The organism is Polynucleobacter sp. JS-Safj-400b-B2 (genome assembly GCF_018881975.1).
Classification (GTDB): Bacteria; Pseudomonadota; Gammaproteobacteria; order Burkholderiales; family Burkholderiaceae; genus Polynucleobacter.
Map to the genome: position 1 here is coordinate 97,110 of NZ_JACVPJ010000005.1, position 20,132 is coordinate 117,241.

General features: G+C 45.5%; 17 protein-coding genes, 1 tRNA gene, 1 other RNA gene, 1 pseudogene and 1 riboswitch. Of the genes and pseudogenes, 8 read left to right on the forward strand and 12 right to left on the reverse strand.

The genetic code is table 11. The annotated features are described in order from the left end of the window. Window positions 1-53 precede the first annotated feature (53 nt). Window positions 54-1,763 carry an oxalyl-CoA decarboxylase gene (gene oxc / locus ICN48_RS07810; RefSeq protein ID WP_216153148.1) on the reverse strand — a complete coding sequence of 570 codons (1,710 nt, stop codon included), beginning with the start codon at window positions 1,761-1,763 and terminating at the stop codon, window positions 54-56. A gap of 203 nt (window positions 1,764-1,966) precedes the next feature. Next, window positions 1,967-2,584 carry a Crp/Fnr family transcriptional regulator gene (locus ICN48_RS07815; RefSeq protein WP_216153149.1) on the reverse strand — a complete coding sequence of 206 codons (618 nt, stop codon included), beginning with the start codon at window positions 2,582-2,584 and terminating at the stop codon, window positions 1,967-1,969. An 82-nt stretch (window positions 2,585-2,666) separates the two neighbouring features. Further along, a riboswitch (cobalamin riboswitch) is annotated at window positions 2,667-2,882 on the forward strand. A gap of 143 nt (window positions 2,883-3,025) precedes the next feature. Here ICN48_RS07815 and ICN48_RS07820 point away from each other — a divergent pair. The 5 genes and pseudogenes from ICN48_RS07820 (at window position 3,026) to ICN48_RS07840 (ending at window position 6,641) form a co-directional block, all read left to right on the forward strand. Then, on the forward strand, window positions 3,026-4,993 hold the full coding sequence (locus tag ICN48_RS07820) for a TonB-dependent receptor domain-containing protein (protein ID WP_216153150.1): 1,968 nt from the start codon (window positions 3,026-3,028) through the stop codon (window positions 4,991-4,993). 27 nt (window positions 4,994-5,020) lie between these two features. Then, complete coding sequence (locus tag ICN48_RS07825; protein ID WP_216153151.1) at window positions 5,021-5,308, forward strand: hypothetical protein; 288 nt, start codon at window positions 5,021-5,023, stop codon at window positions 5,306-5,308. Beyond that, a pseudogene (locus ICN48_RS14080) lies at window positions 5,289-5,504 on the forward strand (cell division protein ZapA); the annotation flags it as partial. The gene ICN48_RS07825 and the pseudogene ICN48_RS14080, both read left to right, overlap by 20 nt. Before the next feature lie 99 nt (window positions 5,505-5,603). Further along, a non-coding RNA gene (gene ssrS / locus ICN48_RS07835) (6S RNA) lies at window positions 5,604-5,822 on the forward strand. Continuing rightward, window positions 5,823-6,641, forward strand: coding sequence for a sulfite exporter TauE/SafE family protein (locus ICN48_RS07840; protein WP_216153152.1), 819 nt, complete (start codon window positions 5,823-5,825; stop codon window positions 6,639-6,641). On the opposite strand, the gene ICN48_RS07845 is transcribed toward ICN48_RS07840, so the two are convergent. From ICN48_RS07845 to ICN48_RS07885, 9 genes are all read right to left on the reverse strand, one after another. Then, window positions 6,642-8,165 carry a malonyl-CoA synthase gene (locus ICN48_RS07845; protein WP_216153153.1) on the reverse strand — a complete coding sequence of 508 codons (1,524 nt, stop codon included), beginning with the start codon at window positions 8,163-8,165 and terminating at the stop codon, window positions 6,642-6,644. A gap of 40 nt (window positions 8,166-8,205) precedes the next feature. Beyond that, a complete protein-coding gene (locus tag ICN48_RS07850; RefSeq protein ID WP_216153154.1) occupies window positions 8,206-9,564 on the reverse strand; it encodes a TRAP transporter large permease in 1,359 nt (452 codons plus the stop codon). 2 nt (window positions 9,565-9,566) lie between these two features. Continuing rightward, a complete protein-coding gene (locus tag ICN48_RS07855) occupies window positions 9,567-10,073 on the reverse strand; it encodes a TRAP transporter small permease (protein ID WP_216153155.1) in 507 nt (168 codons plus the stop codon). A gap of 3 nt (window positions 10,074-10,076) precedes the next feature. Then, window positions 10,077-11,144, reverse strand: coding sequence for a TRAP transporter substrate-binding protein DctP (gene dctP, locus ICN48_RS07860; RefSeq protein WP_216153156.1), 1,068 nt, complete (start codon window positions 11,142-11,144; stop codon window positions 10,077-10,079). Between the two features lie 131 nt (window positions 11,145-11,275). Beyond that, window positions 11,276-12,580, reverse strand: coding sequence for a malonyl-CoA decarboxylase domain-containing protein (locus ICN48_RS07865; protein WP_216153157.1), 1,305 nt, complete (start codon window positions 12,578-12,580; stop codon window positions 11,276-11,278). Between the two features lie 138 nt (window positions 12,581-12,718). Continuing rightward, complete coding sequence (locus tag ICN48_RS07870; RefSeq protein ID WP_216153158.1) at window positions 12,719-13,627, reverse strand: LysR substrate-binding domain-containing protein; 909 nt, start codon at window positions 13,625-13,627, stop codon at window positions 12,719-12,721. 3 nt (window positions 13,628-13,630) lie between these two features. Further along, a complete protein-coding gene (gene lgt / locus ICN48_RS07875; RefSeq protein ID WP_216153159.1) occupies window positions 13,631-14,419 on the reverse strand; it encodes a prolipoprotein diacylglyceryl transferase in 789 nt (262 codons plus the stop codon). A 5-nt stretch (window positions 14,420-14,424) separates the two neighbouring features. Further along, window positions 14,425-14,889, reverse strand: coding sequence for a DNA polymerase III subunit chi (locus ICN48_RS07880; RefSeq protein WP_216153160.1), 465 nt, complete (start codon window positions 14,887-14,889; stop codon window positions 14,425-14,427). Window positions 14,890-14,910: 21 nt separating this feature from the next. Continuing rightward, window positions 14,911-16,515, reverse strand: a complete 1,605-nt coding sequence (locus ICN48_RS07885; RefSeq protein ID WP_370624184.1) for a leucyl aminopeptidase — start codon at window positions 16,513-16,515, stop codon at window positions 14,911-14,913. A 164-nt stretch (window positions 16,516-16,679) separates the two neighbouring features. Here ICN48_RS07885 and lptF point away from each other — a divergent pair, with 164 nt between their 5' ends. From lptF to ICN48_RS07900, 3 genes are all read left to right on the forward strand, one after another. Then, on the forward strand, window positions 16,680-17,795 hold the full coding sequence (lptF, locus tag ICN48_RS07890) for an LPS export ABC transporter permease LptF (RefSeq protein ID WP_216153162.1): 1,116 nt from the start codon (window positions 16,680-16,682) through the stop codon (window positions 17,793-17,795). After that, on the forward strand, window positions 17,792-18,946 hold the full coding sequence (gene lptG, locus ICN48_RS07895) for an LPS export ABC transporter permease LptG (protein WP_216153163.1): 1,155 nt from the start codon (window positions 17,792-17,794) through the stop codon (window positions 18,944-18,946). The genes lptF and lptG overlap by 4 nt, the downstream gene beginning before the upstream one ends. A gap of 62 nt (window positions 18,947-19,008) precedes the next feature. Beyond that, a complete protein-coding gene (locus tag ICN48_RS07900) occupies window positions 19,009-19,950 on the forward strand; it encodes a CysB family HTH-type transcriptional regulator (RefSeq protein ID WP_215391265.1) in 942 nt (313 codons plus the stop codon). 51 nt (window positions 19,951-20,001) lie between these two features. On the opposite strand, the gene ICN48_RS07905 is transcribed toward ICN48_RS07900, so the two are convergent. Further along, a tRNA-Leu gene (locus ICN48_RS07905) sits at window positions 20,002-20,086 on the reverse strand. Window positions 20,087-20,132 lie beyond the last annotated feature (46 nt).

The window sequence follows — 20,132 nt, forward strand, 5'->3', positions numbered from 1 at the left end:
GTTTGCTTCTAAATTTAGTCTAAAAATATGAATGTTTTATTACTCAGTATTTCTTACTTTTTGGCCGCTGCTGTGGATGGGTTTAAGTTCGTTAAACGTCCGCTCTCAGTACCTGCAGTTTCATCAATAACAGCATTGATGAGGGCTGGTTTACCGGCAGCAATCGCTTCTGTTAAAGCTGCTTCCAATTCTGCTGGAGTAGTTACGTAGTAACCAACACCACCAAACGCTTCAATCATCTTGTCGTAACGAGCATCTTTAACAAACACAGTCGGTGCAACATCAGCACCACCAGTTGGGTTTACGTCAGTACCGCGGTATACACCGTTGTTATTGAAAACAACTGTTGTGATTGGCAAGTTGTAACGGCAAACTGTTTCCAATTCCATGCCGCTAAAACCAAACGCGCTATCGCCCTCAATCGCAACCGTTGGAAGACCGCTAATAACAGCTGCGCCAATGGAATAACCCATACCGATACCCATAATGCCCCATGTACCAGAGTCAAAACGCTTACGTGGCTTGTACATATCAACGATTGCACGGCAATAGTCGAGTGTGTTTGCACCTTCGTTCACCAAGTTCACATCTGGGTTCTTCTTGATCACATCACGAATCACGCGCAATGCGCCATGGAAGTTCATTGGGTTAGCTTCTTTGGCCAGAGTTTCAGCCATCTTCGCCATGTTCTTATCTTTTTTCTCGTTGATTGCTGCAATCCACTCAGCGCTTGGCTTCGGAACAACAGAAATACCTTTCAAGAGTTCGCCAACGCATGAACCGATATCACCAATCAATGGCGCAGCAATTTGTACGTTGCTATCTACTTCGTTTGCTTGAATATCGATTTGGATAAATTTCTTAGGCTCTTTGCCCCAAGTTTTACCTTTACCGTGTGCCAGCAACCAGTTCAAACGTGCGCCAACCAATAACACTGCATCAGCTTCAGCCAATACAAATGAACGCGCTGCAGAAGCAGATTGTGGGTGATTATCTGGCAACAAACCTTTAGCCATAGACATAGGCAAGTAAGGGATGCCTGATTTTTCAACCAGATCACGAATCTCTTTATCAGCTTGAGCATAAGCAGCGCCCTTACCCAAGAGGATCAATGGACGTTTAGCACCCTTCAACACATCTAATGCACGAGCAACTGCATCAGCCGCTGGGATTTGACGAGGAACTGGATCGATTACCTTGAAAATGGATTTCTTAGCTTCATCAGCAGGCATAGTTTGAGCAAGCAACTGAGCTGGTAAGTCCAAATAAACGCCGCCTGGACGGCCAGAAACGGCAGCACGGATTGCGCGAGCAAAACCGATACCGATATCTTCAATGTGGTTAATACGATATGCAGCTTTGCAATATGGCTTAGCAGCGTTGAGCTGATCCATCTCTTCGTAGTCACCCTGTTGCAAGTCAACGATTTCACGCTCGCTTGAACCAGAGATCAAAATCATTGGGAAGCAGTTCACAGTTGCATTGGCAAGTGCTGTCAAACCGTTCAAGAAACCAGGAGCAGAAACAGTCATACAGATACCTGGCTTTTGAGTCATGTAGCCTGCAATTGCAGCAGCATTACCAGCATGCTGCTCATGGCGGAAACCAATAAAACGCAAACCTTCTGCTTGTGCTAAACGACATAAATCGGTAATTGGAATACCAACGAGGCCGAAAATAGTATCGAGGTCGTTTGCTTTCAGGGCGTCAATGACGAGGTGAAAGCCATCGGTTAATTGTGTGTTTTGATTATCAGTTGTCATAGAAATTTATATAGAAATTGCGGGTTTGCTCTTGTAGAGTCAATGCAATTTAGCTTTCGCTAACGTCTCCAATGTAGTTATAAATCGCATAACGGGTTTTGTATCCCGCTTAGGCTGAGATGAATATTAGGCTTGGGGAAGAGGTTCATCATTGACTTCGGTCAATTTCCCCCTAAATCCTGTCATTACGGGCGGTTTGCCCCTTAAACAAAGAGCTCTTTATGCTTTGTTTTAAGGCGACTTAGGGTCTCAGGAGAGAGATTGAGGTAGGCTGCCAACTCCTTCTTTGGGAGAAGCTCGAACAAATCCTCATATTTACGCAAGAAACGCTCTACACGGCCTGGGGCATCGAGCATATGTAAGGTAATGGTGTGAGCCATGATTTCACTCATCAGGCGCATGACCTCAAACTCAAAACTCTCTTTAAGAGGCTTATGCTCCTCAAGGAATTCAGCCCACTTCTTCATCGGCATCCGGGCTACGCGAGCCTTAGTGACACACGCAATACTGTAGGGTGCAGCAGTTTTCAAGCGCCATGCGGCATAGCTGGTTTCAATATCTTTTTCAATGGCAAAACGTAAAATCATCTCTTTTGCATCCGCACTAGAGACAATCCGCTTGAGGATGCCATCTAGAACAAAGTACTGCTCCATCTGATGATCGCCCTGATGAAGCAAAATTTCAGATTTTTTAAGATCAGCAATCTCTAAATGGCGCTCTAAATCAGCCATTGCTGTGGAATCTAGGCTTTTTAAGACCGAGTTTTGACTCAACTGCAAACGAATCAGGTTTTTTTCGGGGTGCTTATCTAATACAGTCATAAATCCTTGTTCCTAGGCTGTCCATTGTAGGCTTTTTTACCTCTAAAAGCCCTGATCCCCGACTTTGAGTGATAGAGATCCGCTAGAATGACGGTGTCGTGGTGCTTTATTGCAGTGCAATAAAGTTAAACGGGAAACACTAAACGTGTGCTGCCCCCGCAACGGTAGGTAAATACGTCTTTTCTAGCTTCCTAAGACGTGAGGAATCTGACAAAGCCACTGTGCGCATCAATCGCATGGGAAGGCCAGATTCTGATATTTACTAGCCCGGATACCGGCCAAGACAGGTGGAATTTTGCGGACGGGGACCTTCGCGCGCCGATGAATGCGCCTGGTCCTGCGATCTGTCGCCACATTGACGCCTGAACTCCTGCACGGGAAATTCTGTTCGACCCATCTAACGGGGAAGTTAGCTAGGCAATCGATAACAGAAAGTGAATCATGAAGCAGCAGTTCAGCAGATCAAAATTCGCCCTCATTCTGGGCACGCTTATTAGCGTTAATGCCTTTGCACAAAACAATGCACCATTAGTTTTAGCAAGCACAAACAATTCTGTTAATCCCATCATCGTCACCGCAACGTGGACACCAACAAAAGCCAGTGATGTATTGGCTGACAATGTTTATATCGGATCAGAAGAAATTGAACAGGCCGGACAGACTAGCTTAGTTGAATTACTCCAACGCCAAAAGGGCGTAACTATTTCCAGTTACGGAACTGGAGGATCTAATGCCAGCGTTTTCTTACGAGGCACTACCAACAATCAGACCCTGGTATTAATCGATGGTGTTCGCATTGATGATGCGATCAATGGCGGCACTAACTGGTCAGTGATTCCACTCACCATCATCGATCATATTGAAATCGTATTTGGGCCTCAGAGCAGTCTTTATGGTTCAGATGCTATAGGTGGCGTAGTGCAAATCTTCACCAAAAAAGGTGATGGCCCTGCTAAGGTGGGCGCCTCTTTTGGATATGGCAGTTACGGCACGAGCATTAGTGAAGCCAGCATTAATGGCTCTACGCAAGGCGATCAAAAAATTCGCTACTCGCTTGCCGCAAGCCAAACGCTCTCCATGGGTTTCAACACCATTGCACCCAATAATAAGGATGGGCTTAGTGCATCAGGCAGAACGGGCTACGTTCAAGACAGCATTACTGGCAGATTATCCCAGGAGTGGAGTAAGGGACAAGAGTTTGGATTGCAGTTTTTAAATAGTCGTCTAAATAACCAACTACCTGGGTTTGACCCGCAAGAGTTTTTATATCAACAAACTCAAAATCAAGTTTCTCAGTTGGGAACCTATTCCCTCTACTCTAAAAATCAAGTGATGGAAAACTGGCACAGCCTCCTGCAAGCATCCGCACAAACAGGAACCGCACTAAACCATGCTCCTGGCACACCAGATAATCCAGCATACGACAGCACCCTGAATCAAAGACAAAATACCTACACCTGGCAAAATGATTTCGCTATTGGCACTGATGTTTTGCAAGTATTAGCGGAAAGAAAAACCCAAAAAGTTTCCAGTAATCAACTGGACTACAACAACGGTGACTTCAACAACTTAACAGCGCCCTATCCTTTTTTGGGCTTTAGTCAAACCCGTAACACCAATTCAGGCGCCATTGCCTATCAGTTGAAAAGAGAAGCGCACTTAGCTAACTTCTCGCTCCGCAATGACAGCATTACAGGTTATGGACCACAAACTACCGGTGCTGCGGCTTATGGTTATTTCTTCACCAAAGAATGGCGTGCGAACATCAACTACGGAACTGGATTTAGAGCGCCAACATTTAATGATCTCTACTACCCCGGATACGGAAATACAGCGATTCTTCCTGAGAAAAGTAAAAACACAGAAGCGGGACTACATTTTGAAAAACCAGGCCTCGATGGACATATCGTGGTCTTTAGTAACTCCATCTCAAACTTGATTCAAGTAAGTAATTCAGATACTTGCCCAGTGGGAACGGGTATTTTTGGCTGCGCATCTAATGTTGCCAGCGCCAAAATTACCGGGGGCACTTTAAGCGGGTCTACTCAAATTGCTTCGCTCAACCTAAAGGGCTCTTTCACGCAGCAAAACCCAGTCAATGAAAGTACCAATAGCACCCTCATTAAACAAGCCAAGCAGTATGGCAACCTAGCAGCTGAATACCTTTACCTTAAGTTAACTGCTGGTGTTGGGGCGACTTTTTCCGGGCGAAGAGATGATTTTCAGGGTGCGAACACTGGTATGGGTGGCTATACCATCTTCAATCTCTATGCTAACTACGATTTAGAGAAAGACCTGAGCGTCTTTGCCCGCTGGAACAACGCCTTAAATAAGACCTACCAATTAAGCTATGGCTACAACACCCCGGGGTCAAACCTATTTGTAGGCCTGCGTTACGCCATGAAATAAGCCCTTTTTTCAGACTACAATGCCAGTATGAACGAGACCTCACCTCCTTCCGCTGGCGACCTAGCCTTAGACATGGATGCGCTATGCGCATCCATCAATCGAATGGCTGGAAAAATTCAGGCAATCTCTGAGGCAGTACAAAAACTGAATCAAAATAATGTGCAACTTGAGGGTAAGATTGATGATGCTCACAAACGTGTTCAACGTATTTTGAGTCGCTTACCAGACCAAAGTGATGGTCGCCAACTAAATCTACTTGGCGAAGTCGTTCCACCAAATAATTCAGAGGATGATAATGAGCCAACAACGCATTGAAGTCAGTCTCGCTGGCCAAAAAATCACCCTAGCAACTAGCGCTGAGCACGAGCCCTTATTACGAGCAGCATGTGTCTTGGTAGATGAACAAATTCAACTTGCTATCAACGGTGGTAATCGCAGCATTGAACGTGCCAGCATGATGGCGGCACTCAAAATTGCGGGCGACCTTATTACCTTGCAAAAAAATCAATCGCAACAAAGCACCTCTTCCAATATGAGCTCCGATGAAGTTACTCGCCTTCAAGGTGAAATTCGCGCTCTTGAAGATCAAGTGGATGCTTTGATGCAAACTCTTTCCCTGCCTGGTTCGCCAAGGCCAATAGTTCCTTGAACCGATGCGCAAGCATCCGGAACGATCTTTACCTTGCGGGCGTGAGCGTTTTGCAAGTTCACAGTGCCAACTTAGACTTGGTTACTCCCTGAACCTCTTAATGCACCCAAAGCAGAGTAGCCGTTCCACCTTGAACCTTAGGGTTCAGGATGACGGCCTAGCGGCTAAGGCGGGGAATTCATGTTACTGAGCGATATCTTGATGCTCATGCTGTGTGGCGGCATCTCCGGCTACTTGGCTGGCCTATTAGGCATCGGTGGCGGGATGATTCTGGTTCCCTTCATGATTCTGGTATTTAACCACCTTGGCTTTAGTCAGGAAGTGATCGTCCATATGGCGATCGCTACCGGAATGGCCACTATTCTATTTACTACAAGCTCCGCAATTTGGGCGCATCACAAACATGGCTCAATTGATTGGAAGCTGGTTGCATCCCTAAGTCCAGGAATGGTTTTTGGCGGACTCATTGGTGGAAGTGAATTATTTGAGGCACTCAAAACGTCATGGCTCTCACTCTGCTTCGCCGTCTTTATTGTTTACACCTCAATCCAAATGCTGCTCAATAAAAAACCCAAGGCAGGCAGAGATTTACCAAGCGCAGTAGGATTATTTTCTTTTGGAACTTTTGCGGGGGCGCTTGCAAGCTTAGTAGGAGCTGGTGGGGCCTTCATTACCGTGCCATTTATGCTCTGGTGCAATGTTAAGCCTCACACAGCAATGGCCACCTCATCAGGCCTAGGATTTCCCATTGCTGCTGCTGCAACGATTGGCTATATGTACGGCAGTTGGGGCAACCCCAACCTTCCAGCAGGCTCTTTGGGATTTGTCTATTTACCAGCTGTGGCCTGCATTGTGGGGGTCAGCATCTTTACTGCACCCTTAGGCGCCAAGATGGCCAGAAAACTCGATATTGCTCAACTCAAACGCGTTTTTGGCATCCTGCTTTTTTTCCTTGCAGCCTTCATGTTTAATGAAAGCCGCAAGGCATTCGGTTTCTAATTACGCTGTGTATTGCTGACGCAAAATATTCTTTTGCACCTTACCCATAGCGTTACGAGGTAAATCAGCAACAATCTCAACCCGCTTAGGGATCTTAAAGTTCGCAATTTGCGTTTTCAAAGTAGCAATCATCGCTTCTGCATTTAACTTGGCTCCAGCCTTTGGCACAACAACTGCCATTACTGCTTCACCAAAATCTGGATGTGGAATACCGATCACAGCACTCTCATCAACACCAACCATGTCATCAATAAAACTTTCGATCTCTTTCGGGTAAACGTTGTAGCCACCAGAAATAATCAAATCCTTGCTGCGACCAACAATGCACAAGTAATCATTTGGAGCCTTACCGCCATTGGCATCGCCACCCCAACGACCGACGTCGCCAGTTTTAAACCAGCCGTCTTTGGTAAATTCTTCGGCAGTCTTCTCAGGCATACGCCAGTAGCCTGCAAATATATTCGGGCCCTTCACTTGAATGCTGCCAATCTCATTTACTTTGCATGGCTTGTTATCTTCATCCACTACACGCACCTTAACGCCAGGCAATGGCAGACCAACTGAACCACCTACGCGCTTTCCTTTGTAAGGATTAGAAACTAACATCACCGTCTCACTCATGCCATAACGCTCAAGAATCGGCTGGCCAATTACTTCTTTGAAAGTGTTAAATGTCTCTGTCAACAAAGGAGCTGAGCCGGAAACAAATAGACGCATATTGCTTGCTACTTTTTTAGTAAACCCTTTGTCAGCCAATAGGCGTACATAGAATGTAGGTACACCCATCATCACGGTGGACTGTGGCATGTGCTTAATCAGTTGCGCTGTATCTAAACGTGGCAACCAAATCATTTTGCTGCCATTAATCAATGCGCCATGCGCCGCCACAAACAATCCATGAACGTGGAAGATAGGCAAAGCGTGCAGCAATACATCACCTTTTTTCCAACCCCAGAACTTTTGCAATACTTGTGCATTGCTGCCAAGGTTCTTATGAGTAAGCATTGCACCCTTACTGCGTCCTGTTGTACCAGAGGTATACAGAATTGCTGCAAGATCATCATCTTTTGCTGGAACAGTCTTGAATTTGTCGCTCAGGTTTCCTGCACGGTCCAATAAAGTACCCGTACGATTCTCGTCCAGAGTAAATACATGCATAGTGCCAGCCTTAGAAGCCACTTTAGAAACCCAAGAGAGGTTCTTGCTGCTGCAAACAACCACTGCTGGCTCTGCGTTTTCCAGGAAGTACTGGATTTCTGCAGATTGATAGGCAGTATTCAGAGGCAAATACACATAACCTGCACGAATCGTTGCTAGATAAAGAAAAAGTGCTTCAGGAGACTTCTCAACCTGTACTGCAACCCTAGCTCCTTTTGGAAGCTTCAGGCTAGCCAGTAAATTGGCAAGCTTCGCAGTTGCCGCCTCAAGATCACCCCAAGAATAATAGAGACCATCGTGCGTCTCGAGAGCGCATGCTTTTTTATCTTTTGGAAAACCTTTTTCCAAGAGTGCATATAAATTCATGAAATTTCCTATAGGACTAATATTTTTATCAATACTGCAATCAATGCACCTTAGCCACACCCATTACCAGATCAGATAATCCTGTAGCAATCTCTGGCACAAAGCATAGCAATACAACGGAGAGAATCATGATGATCACAAATGGGAATACGCCCCAGATGATTTCATTTAAAGAAATATCAGGCGCAATATTTTTGATCACAAAGATATTAAGACCGACCGGTGGATGTATTAAACCCGTCTCCATCACAATGGTCATTACCACTCCAAACCAAACTAAATCAAATCCAGCCGCCCTTAATGGTGGCAAGAAAATCGGTGCAGTCATCAAGATAATAGAGACCGGTGGCAAGAAGAAGCCTAGGATCACTACCAAAACCAAAATAGCAGCCAACAAGCCCCACCGCCCAAAGCCAAGATCAACGATCGCCTGCGCGGCAGACTGACTGAGGTGCAAATGGCTCATCACATTGGAAAACAATAAAGACATGCCAATGATGAACATCAACATTGTGGATTCTTTAATGGTCGCATTAAGCAATGGCGATAAATCTTTAATTCGCCACATTTTGTAGATACCAGCAATTAATGCGAAAGCTAAAATTGCACCAAGGCCTGCAGTTTCAGATGGTGTTGCATAGCCGCCATAAAGCGCAACCATCACACCAATTAATAAAACTAAGAAAGGCAATACACGCGGAAGAGAACTCATCTTCTGCTGCATAGTGTATGTGTGGCGCTCTAATATCGGATGACTAGGAGCGCCAACCTCAACAGCCTGTAGTGCAAGGTTGTACTCTTTGCGGAACCGATATACGGTATAGATTGAAAAGAACAATACCAACATCAGACCAGGGCCAATGCCAGCAAGGAATAAACGCCCTAATGATTGTTCTGCAGCAACTGAGTACAAAATCATCGTAATAGAAGGTGGCAACAAAATGCCAAGTGTTCCACCGGCAGCAATAATGCCCGCTGCTAATCCAGGTGAATAACCACGCTTACGCATCTCTGGAATACCTGCGCTACCAATTGCAGAACAAGTTGCAGGACTAGATCCCGCCATTGCAGCAAACAGAGCACAAGCTAACACGTTAGCCACACCTAAGCCGCCCGGAACCTTACCAAGCCAAACGTGCAAAGCTTCATACAAATCTTGACCGGCGCGTGAACGTCCGATCGCCGCCCCTTTTAAGATGAATAACGGGATCGAGAGCAAGGTGATGCTCGCCATTTCTTCATAGACGTTCTGAGTCACTGTATCCAATGAGGATGCAGGCATAAAGAACACCATAAATATGACCGCTACAGAGCCCAATGCAAAAGAGATGGGCATCCCTGAAAACATAACCAGCAACGTGACCGCTGCAAATAATATTCCTAGTATTGTAATTGACATGCTTATTCCCCTTCGCCTGGATTAACAACATCTCCAAACGCTTGGAGCAAAATCTGAAATGCCAACAAGGTCATACCGATAGACATCATGATGTATGGAATCCAGAGTGGTGGAGCCCATGAAGATGAAGTTACTTGACCATCTACCCACGCCTCATGGAACAAAGCCCAAGACTTCCATGAAAAAAATGCACAGAAAGTACAAGAGGCGATATCAATAATCAACACTCTGAGACGATTGATTGCTTTAGGCAACATAGTAGATACCGCTGAAATGCCTACATGTCCGCGGATTTGCTGAACATAAGCACCACATAAGAAGGTAGCGCCTACTAAGCAAAAGACTGCAGCCTCATCTTGCCAATCAGTCGTTGCTCCGAAAAATGCTCTTGAAGCAACGCTATAGCTCAAGATGACTGAAGCAGCCACCAATGCCAATGATCCAAACAACACCATCAGCTTATTCATTCCAGACATTAAGCGGTCTGCCGCTTGTAATAGTTGAGTCATGATTTAGGTCACTTTTTCTGCTGCTCTTAACAATGCTGCGCAGCTTTCATTCTTTTCTGCGTAGTCTTTCCAGGCACTATCACGAGCAATTACTCTCCACTTATCCACAATCGCTGCATCAACGTCGGTAACTTTGCTACCGGCTCTTGCGTAAGCTAAGGCTGCGGTTTTGTCATCATCTTTTGCAGCTTCGAGCCCGAACTTCTCCATTTCAGCGCCAGCTGCCATGAGGGCATCTTTCTGATCTTTTGGTAAAGCATCAAAAATTTGCTTAGACATCATCAATGGCTCAAGCATGAACCAATAGGATTTTTGACGTGCGCTAGTAAATGCTTTTGCCAACTCTTCAAGCTTGAATGACATAAAGCTTGTAGAAGACGTGTAAGCCGCATCCATTGCGCCAGTTTGCATTGCTGCATAGATTTCGTTTGAAGGTAATGAAATTACTGAAGCCCCTGCTGCCTTAAGCATCAAGTCAAATTCACGACTACCACCGCGAATTTTCATTCCTTTAACATCCTCTGGGAGAACAATTGGCTTGCTTCTGCTTGCCACACCACCGGCTTGCCAAACCCAACTTAAAAGGACAATGCCCTTGTCTTCTAAAATTTTGGTAAGCATCTTGCCAACTTCAGCAGTCTTCCATTTAGCAGCCTGCTCATAACTAGTAACCAATGCTGGCATTAAGCCAATGTTCAGCTCGGGAACTTCTCCACCAGCGTATGGCATTGGGAACAATGAGATATCTAAGGCCCCCTTACGCATTGCGCTGAACTGCGCATTGGTTTTCATCAATGATGAACCTGGGTAAACCTGAAACTTCAATGCACCTTTAGTGCGTTTTTCAACTGATTCAGCAAATTTACGGCAAAGACGATCACGGAAATCACCTGCCTGAATAGTTCCACCAGGAAACTGATGTGAGATGTTCAAGGTTTTTGTTGCACCTTGAGCATTTGATGCAGGGCTATAGCCGACGATGCCAGCTAAAGGCAACGCTGCAGATCCTGCCAATAATTGGCGACGCAATGCATTTGGCTTGTTAAGCCCAGATTTCAATTCATTACTCATATTGTTCTCCTAATAGTGTTTTATAGACTGCATAATACGGTCAGATCTTGGCGTCTGCTTTCTTGCTGCTGACTCTAAAGCGAATACTCTCTGAATTCTGCTTTTAGAGCCTCTCCTCCAAAAATATATTTCTAGGCCTGCATTAGACGGCCAACTGCGCGTGAATAGTCAATTTCCCCATGGGTAAAGCGCTCATGATTCTCCTCAACAGCGGAAAGATCATACAAGTAATTAACCATGAGAGATGCTGACTGCCTTAAACCCTTGCGAGAAAGGTCTCCAGCCCAGTTGATTTGATGAAGCTTAGCGCCATTGCCTAAGTGAAACTTAGCAACCGGATTGCCATTACGGCCGGCAGAGCCTAGGCCCAAGTAAATACTTGCGAGGCATAGTAAAGCGGCTTTTTCTTTTTCAGTGGCATTGTCGGGATGCCATCCAGCACTTAAACGCTCAGACCAAGAGCGATTAGCAAGTCCAAGGGCCTCTAAGGATTGCTCACGAGCTGTACGAACTGCCGGCTTCAGCTGGGTACCGGACTTTTCACCGCCAATATCTGCACCAGCAGCAACCCAGTCAATGAATCCCGGAATTGGTGAAAGAGTTACAAATGTTTTAAGACTTGGGAACTCTGCATGCAATTGTTCTGCAACGCGCTTAATCAGGAAGTTACCCATCGAAACACCACGCAAACCTGGTTCGCAGTTACTAATGGAATAGAAAGCAGCCACTTTATATTGCGAAGTTTGATGAACTGTCTCTGCCTTCTTATCCACCAAGGGGGTAATCACGGCTGGAATTTCTGGCAAAAGCGCAACTTCAACGAAAATCAAAGGCTCATTTGGAAGCTGCGGATGAAAAAATGCAAAACATCTACGATCTGGCTGCAAGCGGCGGCGCAGGTCATCCCAGCCATCAATTGCGTGCACAGCCTCATGCTGAATCAGTTTTTCTAAAACCTCGGCAGGCGACTTCCAATCCACCCGATGCATCTTTAAAAAGCCTGGGTTAAACCAAGATGACAAGAGGTGACGTAAGTCAAAATCAACTGCAGTTAACTCAGGCTGCTTTTCAAGCAATTGCAACAGATCGCGGCGCATACCTACAAGCGCAGCAGTTCCATTCGTTGCGCGATTGAGTCGACGAAACAATTCTTGTCTCGGTGGCTCAGTCACACGCTGCAATTTAATGTAATTGCGCGCACTCGCTTCTGCTGAAAAATTTTGCGCTGCAGACATGACTGCAGCAGCATCGGGGTTGAGTTTTTCAAATAGAAAATTGAAAAATTTTGAATGCTGATCTTTAGATAGCTTGCGATAGTTGTGTATCACATCGTTAGCCATGCTGACGGCATTCGATTCACCGCGCTCCGAAATAAGTCGATTGACCGCGCCAGTAACGCGGGAAAAGTAACGGGCTTTTGCTAGCTTTTCAAGCATGTATATCTCTCAAAAAAATCAACTCAAAGAGTGAAGGGTTGCTAACTAATGTATAACTGAGCCATACCTGAATCAATTAATGAAAGTATGTAATCATTAACTTGAAGTTAATTAAATGCTTAAGGCATCAAGATGTGGTTAGGAGTTATTGCGATGCAACATGCGGCTTTCAGCCGCTAGAGCGAGGATATTGGGGTTTGATTCATTAGCCTGAAGGTACATTAAGCCAATACGCTGTGTCACATGATATTTTGGCAATAACGGGGTAAATTCAATCGCATCACCCATTAATGCCTTCACTCTGCCGGGCAGCAACGATCTTCCAAGGTCCCCTGAGACCATATTCATCAAAGAAAAGATATCCCCCACCTTCATGACTACATTGGGGGCAAAGCCAGCTGACTGGAAAGCTTCATAAAACCCCGAAGTGGTGGCAAAACCATCTTGAAGGGTTAGAAATTTCTCATTCCGATATTCGGATAAATCAACATTTGCTTCGGCTGGCTTATTATTTTTGGAGGAAGCCAAAAACAACTGGTCCTCAAAAAGAGGTACCACCTGGACACCCTCGGGAAGATCTCTTACAGGAACTGCCATAACTACTGCATCTATATTTCCCTCGCTGAGCCTCTTCATCAAGTCCTCATTAGATCCCAGATATAAATCAATATCCAAATCAGGTCTACGGATTTTGGTGCCCATGATTACTCTGGGAATGATATTAGCCGTCAAGGAGTACATTGAACCCAGGCGGATTTGCCCGCTCTCGACACCGGCTTTGGCTCTGGTCTTTTTCAGGACGCGGTCTACATCCGCCAATAAATCCGCGCTTGCTTCGGCCAAATAAATGGCTGCTGGCAAAGCTTTTAACTGACGCCCCTCTTTTACAAATAAAGCGCACCCTATTCCGGATTCAAGAGAATGCAATGCCTTGTGAATGCTGACCGAACTTAAGCCCAACTCTTCCGCTGTTTTAGAAAGGTTACCAGTACGAACAAACGAGCACAGTACCTCTAATTTTCGCAGCGTCAGCTCTTCATTCAGCACAGGCTATTTACTCTTGGATTTAAATGCAGCCATGAGATAAAAGCCAAACAACATCATTGGCACACACAACCACTGACCCATAGATAAGCCTAAGCCCAGAAGACCCAAGAAGGAATCAGGCTCGCGCGCATATTCAGCCAAGAAGCGACAAACACCGTAGCCAAGCAAGAAGAACCCAGAAACTTGACCAACCCGCCTAGGCTTGCCTGCATAAATCCACAGAGTAATGCCCAGCAAAATACCTTCGCCAAGCAGCTGATAAATCTGTGATGGATGGCGTGGCACAGAATCTACCAATGGAAATACCATCGCCCAAGGAAGATCAGTAGGCCTGCCCCATAACTCACCATTAATAAAGTTCCCAAGTCGACCAAATGCCAATCCAAAAGGAACAAGTGGTGCCACTAAGTCGCTCACTACAAAAAAACTAGTCTTACGTTTTTTAGCAAACCAATAAAGCGCCAGCAGAACACCCAATAAGCCGCCATGAAAAGACATACCGCCTTCCCAAATCTTGAAAATGCTTAAAGGGTGGGATAAGTAAAAGCCTGGCATATAAAACAGGGTGTAGCCTAAGCGACCACCCAACACCACACCTAGAACGCCTGCAAACAGGAGATCCTCAAGATCTTTATATGTCCAGCCCAGGGCTTGATAGCGTGGTTCTTTAATGCGCAAACGTCCTAGAAGCAAGAATTGCGCAAAAGCCATTAGATACATCAAGCCATACCAATGAATGGCAAAAGAACCAATACGAATTGCTGCAGGATCAAACTGGGGATGAATCAGCATGGGTATTAACTTTTGGCTTGATCAAAGTTATGCAACTCATGGCCAAGCTCGCGATAGGCTTTAAAGCGCTCGCGCCCTGCTAAGCGCTCAGCCTCATTGACTGTAACAACCTCGACGATTCTGGGGAAACGGGCAACTAAAGCTGGTACATCTAGAGGCATGCGCATGCCCAAATGAATCATGACATCAGCATGAGGGATATTACTTAAGGCAGGAGAAGCAAAATCATCGGTCAACACAATGGGTGTTTCTGCTGCAGCTTCGTCATCAATAAAACAGTGTGGCAAGAAATCCGTTTTACTAAATGACCAAAGCAGCTCATTTAACTTTTGTAAATCAGCCTTCTCGCCCACCATCACAATATTGCGCACTGGCTCACCCTCAGGGGTGGCGCTCCAAATCTTGCGTGTGAGGCGGCAAGCGTATTCCAGCTTGTCACTCACATTGCTATGAAAATCAATTCGTGCCATGCAATATTTTTCCAGGGGCTTTTACTTACGCTCAAGCAAGAAGTTCACCAAGAGCGGCACTGGGCGACCAGTAGAGCCTTTAGCAGCCCCGCTTTTCCAGGCAGTTCCAGCGATATCTAAGTGCGCCCATTTGTATTTCTCGGTAAAGCGAGATAAGAAGCAAGCCGCTGTCACACTACCCGCTGGACGACCGCCAATATTGGCAACGTCTGCAAAGTTAGATTTGAGTTGCTCGTGATAAGCAGCATCTAAGGGCAAACGCCACACTGTATCTAAAGAAGCATGGCCTGCCTTAGTAAGCTCGCTCACCAAGTTCTCGTCTTCAGAAAATAAGCCGCTATGTACATGACCCAAAGCAATGACGCATGCCCCTGTCAAGGTAGCTATATCAATGACTGCTGCAGGTTTAAAGCGCTCCACATAAGTTAGCGCGTCACACAGAATTAATCGACCTTCTGCATCCGTATTGAGAACTTCAATCGTTTGTCCAGACATGCTCTTCACAATATCGCCAGGACGAGTCGCTTGACCTGATGGCATATTTTCACAAGTTGGAATAACGCCAATCACATTCTTTTTTAAATTCATCAAAGCAACTGAATACATGGCGCCAATTACAGAGGCGGCTCCACACATGTCGTACTTCATTTCATCCATAGCTTCGCCTGGCTTAAGTGAGATGCCGCCAGTGTCGAAAGTAATGCCTTTACCAACCAGCACAATCGGCGCTTCGCCTGCTTTGCCGCCTTGATGCTTCATCACAATAAATTGTGGAGGCGTGTCTGATCCTTTAGCAACCGACAAGAATGAACCCATTCCCAAAGCCTCAATCTGCTTGCGTCCAAGAACTTCAACTTTGAGGCTGGTTTTTTTGCTTAAGCCCTGGGCAGCCTTACCAAGATAGGTTGGTGTACAAATGTTTGGAGGAAGATTACCAAGATCCTTTGCCAAGTTCATACCCTCAACCATTGATATACCCTGGTCAACTGCTGCCTTTAACTCCTTGGAACAAGTTTCATTGCCGGCAAAGACCAAGCTTTTGAAAGTATCGGCCTTATCCTTAGCTTTAAATTTCATGGCAGGCTGGCGCACACCAAAACGATAAGCCTGATCGCCCGCGTACTGAATGGTGAGGCGCACCTCTTCTGCAATAAAGTCCGCTTTGTGAGTGAGCGCAAAACTGGGAGTAAACCACAGCGCACTTTCAATGGATCCGCCGCTAAGCTCTTTCAAAGCAGAACGAGCAACTTTGGAATACGTAGTCAAACTACGTTCACTAGCAAGGTGAACATCACCCAAACTCACTAGCAATACTCGTTTGGCTTTAACACCATTGGTCGACCAAGATTTTTCTGCGCGCAACATGCATGCTGATGCCTGCTTAGCATCTAAATCTCCAACAACGTTGGCATGAGCAACCGAACCCCTGAGCAACAGATCAAGCTCTGGCAAAAAACCCGTTTTGACTTTGGTGCGCTTAGTGCCTGAGAAGCTATCTAAGTCTGCCTTGGAATAACCTAGAACTAAACAGTCAGCGCTATGGCCAAGCAAGGCTTTGAGGCTAGTTTTCTGGAGTTTTAGGCTCTGAAGGTCTGCTTGAGGGAAAATCTTGGTGCTAAATTGAATTGTCATAATCTATTACGGTATTTTGGTAGATTCAAAAGGTGAGAAATTGCTAATTTGGGGCGTTTATCCATTATCCTCCGACATGAGATGAACTTCCCTAATCTCCAACAATATAAGCCATTTGTAATCCCTAATAACCTCACCAATCCAAACCCTTATTTCTCATGATTTTTAAACAGGCCCTTCGCCGCGAACTCAGTTTTACGACTGGCGGGGTCTTTTTGGTCTTAGTTACCATTATGGTGACTACCTTGGTAATCCGAATTTTGGGTTTTGCGGCCAACGGAGCAGTGAATCCAGAGGATGCTCTTGTTTTGATTGCCTTGGCTACCTTAGGTTATCTTGCAGTGCTATTAACGGTTTCTCTATTTGTCGCTACCCTCATTGTTTTAGTGCGCTGGTACAAAGATTCGGAAATGATTGTTTGGTTTGCCAGCGGCCTCAGCATTACAAATCTCATTCGCCCCATTCTGCAATTTGCCATACCCCTCATCATCATCATTGCCCTACTTGCTCTTTTTGTCTGGCCTTGGGCAAATCGCGAATCAACCTTAATTAGTCAGCGCTTTCAACAACGCGATGATGTATCCATGGTGAGTGCGGGTCAATTTAAAGAATCTGCAAAAGCGGAGCGCGTATTTTTTATCGAAGAGCTCGATGTTGATAAAAGTGAAGTTAAGAATATCTTTGTGGCGGACTCCAAGAATGGTCGCTTGAGCATTGCAGTGTCCTCAACCGGCTTTATCCAAAACTCTGCAGGGGGCGAGAAATCCATCGTGCTGCATAACGGCAGACGCTATGAGGGGCAACCTACACAGCCTGATTTTAGGATTCTCGAATTTAACGAATACAGCACGAAGATCCGCAGCAAAGATGCATTGGCCCCTGCACCGCGCGATCGTGAGAAGACCATTACAGAACTCTTAAATGATCCCAATCCCGTATCCACCAACCCCAATCGCGCTGAGTTACTCTGGCGTATCGGCCTACCATTGATGGCTTTAGGTCTGGTGTTGATTGCGATTCCACTTGCTTATGTAAACCCCCGTCTTGGGAATTACACGGCAATGTTCTATGCAGTCTTAATTTACTTAATCTATAGCAACCTTCTGAACCTGACACAAAACTTTGTCTCGCAAGGTAAGGTAGGCGTCTTTGTAGCGATCTGGCCTATACATTTGCTTGCGCTCTTGATTGCAACAGCTTTAATTCGAAATCGCATTAACCCTTCTCTGAAGTGGTGGCGTCGTCAACTACCCGCCTCTATCGCCACCAAATGAAATTGCTCTTTCCTTTCATTTATGAGCGCTATCTAGCTAAGCAGATCTATGCTGCTTTTGGTTTTATCTTATTTGCTTTAGTGGCTTTATTTTTATTCTTTGATATCTTGAGTGAGCTCGGCTCCGTTCAGGGAGCTTACACACTTCCCTTAGCACTACTGCATGTCCTGCTAAAAGCCCCAAGCCGAATCTCAGAAATTATTCCGATTGCAGGCTTAATTGGCAGTATTTATGTATTTGCCATGCTAGCTAGTCAGTCTGAGTTCACCATTTTGCGCATCGCCGGTCTAGACGTTAAGCGTGGCCTCATAACCCTAACCAAAATCTCTTTACCCTTAATTGCACTCACTCTCATCATGAGCGAGTGGATTGGACCCTATACCGAGGCTAAGTCTGATCAGATTCGCATGAAGGCCATGGGCTCTGCTTATTCATCCCAGTTTAGAACTGGCGTTTGGGTAAAAGATCGCTTACGTGATGAGGATGGTAGCGGCCCAGTTCGTCCTGGTGTGCGCTATGTCAACGTTGGTAAGGTTGATAAAGATAATGAAATTCGTAATATCCGTATGTATGAGTTTGACGATAGCTATCACCTCCTCTCCATTCGAAGCGCAGTATCTGGACAGTTTGATGAGGCCGGTATCTGGGTCTTAAATGATGTGACAGAAACTCGCTTTAAGGAAACGAAGCAGTCCGATCCGCTGAATCCTGTTTTTTCTGCGCATACTTTTACGCACCCGATAGTGACTTTGGAATCCGAAGTCACGCCGCAAATTTTGAACGTACTTTTAATTAGCCCTGAAAAAATGTCGATCATGAGCTTGGGTCGCTTTATCTCTCATCTGCGTGATAACAAACAAGATGCACAGCGACATTCAATTGCTTTCTGGAAGAAAGTCGTTTACCCATTTACTATTTTTGTAATGCTCACACTTGCACTACCCTTTGCTTATTTAAAGGTACGGGCTGGTAGCGTAGGCATTAAGGTATTTGGCGGAATCATGCTCGGTATGAGCTTTCAGCTTTTCAACTCCCTCTTCTCCAATGTGGGACTTTTGGGCTCTTGGCCAGCACTTCTCACAGCCCTAACCCCACCGCTGTTGTACTTCCTATTGGCAATATTTGGATTGCGCTGGGTTTCAAAGGCTTAATACCCAAAAATCATTTAAAATTTAATTCCTATATCTTTGTAGATATATAGATAGGAATTTACATGAACCTTCATCAATTCCGTTTTGTACGGGAAGCTGTCAGACAGAACTTCAATTTAACTACTGCTGCAAAGGCACTTTTTACCTCTCAGCCGGGCGTATCCAAAGCAATTATTGAATTGGAGGATGAGTTGGGCGTGGAGATCTTTCGTCGACATGGCAAACGCATTCGCTCTCTCACTGAGCCAGGCAAACGCATATTGAGCTCAATTGAACGCATCCTCGATGAGGTTGAAACCCTGAAAAGAGTAGGCAAAGATTTTGCTAGCCAAGATCAGGGTAGCTTCGTGATTGCAACTACCCATACACAAGCGCGCTACGCACTACCAAAAGTACTTACTGAATTTACTAAGCGCTTTCCAAAAGTAAAGGTCAGCATTCAGCAAGGTAGCCCAGGCCAAATCGCTGAATTACTTACGCATGATCGTGCTGATATTGCGATTGCAACCGAGGGAATTGCTAATACCCCTGGAGTACTAGCCCTGCCCGGCTATCAATGGCAACACGTACTAATGGTGCCATTGAGCCATCCACTCCTAAACCAAGCGACACTCACTCTTGAAGAGATCGCCAAGTATCCAATCATTACCTATGACAAAGCCTTTGCAGGCCGTAGCAAGATTGATGCTGCATTTGCACAAAGAAATATCACGCCAGATATTATTTTAGAAGCGATTGATGCAGACGTCATCAAGACTTATGTAGAAACGGGTATGGGTATTGGCATTGTTGCCGGTCATGCTTACGATCCAGACCGAGATCGCAACCTCAAAGTGATTCCTGCAGGACACCTATTTGGAAATAATGTGACGCATTTAGGTGTAAAACAAGGCGCCTACCTCAGGTCTTTTGTTTACACCTTCATTGAGCTCTTCTCACCCACCCTCACAAAGAAAATTGTTGAGCAAGCGATGAATAACGAGTCCGAGACTTACGAAATCTAGATTGACTAAGAATTGTCTTGGGGAAACCTCAAGGACAGGAAAGTCTTTGAGTGGTGCCTCGGGGCGGACTCGAACCGCCACGCCTTGCGGCACCGGATTTTGAGTCCGGCACGTCTACCAATTCCATCACCGAGGCAGGTGTTTGCAGTGGAAATTCTGCTTACTTTGCTACTTTGTTACTG

Coding starts and splice junctions, on each gene's coding strand:
- lptF (WP_216153162.1), top strand. CDS start 16,680: ATGATTTTTAAACAGGCCCTTCGCCGCGAACTCAGTTTTACGACTGGC.
- ICN48_RS07815 (WP_216153149.1), bottom strand. CDS start 2,584: ATGACTGTATTAGATAAGCACCCCGAAAAAAACCTGATTCGTTTGCAG.
- ICN48_RS07900 (WP_215391265.1), top strand. CDS start 19,009: ATGAACCTTCATCAATTCCGTTTTGTACGGGAAGCTGTCAGACAGAAC.
- ICN48_RS07850 (WP_216153154.1), bottom strand. CDS start 9,564: ATGTCAATTACAATACTAGGAATATTATTTGCAGCGGTCACGTTGCTG.
- oxc (WP_216153148.1), bottom strand. CDS start 1,763: ATGACAACTGATAATCAAAACACACAATTAACCGATGGCTTTCACCTC.
- ICN48_RS07845 (WP_216153153.1), bottom strand. CDS start 8,165: ATGAATTTATATGCACTCTTGGAAAAAGGTTTTCCAAAAGATAAAAAA.
- ICN48_RS07865 (WP_216153157.1), bottom strand. CDS start 12,580: ATGCTTGAAAAGCTAGCAAAAGCCCGTTACTTTTCCCGCGTTACTGGC.
- ICN48_RS07825 (WP_216153151.1), top strand. CDS start 5,021: ATGAACGAGACCTCACCTCCTTCCGCTGGCGACCTAGCCTTAGACATG.
- ICN48_RS07880 (WP_216153160.1), bottom strand. CDS start 14,889: ATGGCACGAATTGATTTTCATAGCAATGTGAGTGACAAGCTGGAATAC.
- ICN48_RS07855 (WP_216153155.1), bottom strand. CDS start 10,073: ATGACTCAACTATTACAAGCGGCAGACCGCTTAATGTCTGGAATGAAT.
- ICN48_RS07820 (WP_216153150.1), top strand. CDS start 3,026: ATGAAGCAGCAGTTCAGCAGATCAAAATTCGCCCTCATTCTGGGCACG.
- lgt (WP_216153159.1), bottom strand. CDS start 14,419: ATGCTGATTCATCCCCAGTTTGATCCTGCAGCAATTCGTATTGGTTCT.
- lptG (WP_216153163.1), top strand. CDS start 17,792: ATGAAATTGCTCTTTCCTTTCATTTATGAGCGCTATCTAGCTAAGCAG.
- dctP (WP_216153156.1), bottom strand. CDS start 11,144: ATGAGTAATGAATTGAAATCTGGGCTTAACAAGCCAAATGCATTGCGT.
- ICN48_RS07840 (WP_216153152.1), top strand. CDS start 5,823: ATGTTACTGAGCGATATCTTGATGCTCATGCTGTGTGGCGGCATCTCC.